The 263-nt window shown below is 36.5% G+C and carries 1 protein-coding gene; it reads right to left on the bottom strand.

Annotated elements, in window-relative coordinates:
- Positions 1-263: hypothetical protein (locus tag ACVC3Y_RS00270; protein ID WP_452225742.1), on the bottom strand; the 263-nt coding region annotated here is incomplete at both ends.

Genomic DNA, 263 nt, shown 5'->3' with positions numbered 1-263 from the left:
AGAGTAAGTGTCGCAGTCAGTGTAGTTTCATTATCACAATCATCCGATACCGTATAGATTACAGTAATAGTACCACCAGCTCCACAAGTAGAAGTAAGGTTTGTAAATACATAATCGGAAGTTACATCAAATACAGCATCTACATCACAGCTATCTGTACCACAAGATTGAAGCGCTAATATATTAGCAGCATTCCAATCATTAGCAATAGTTTCATTATCTGTACCGTTACATTCTATAGTTTCATCTACAACCGTACAAGC

The sequence above is a fragment of the Lacinutrix cladophorae genome, assembly GCF_053604645.1.
The sequence above is the reverse complement of the archived record's forward strand: the minus strand, read 5'-3'. Positions and strand labels throughout refer to the sequence as shown.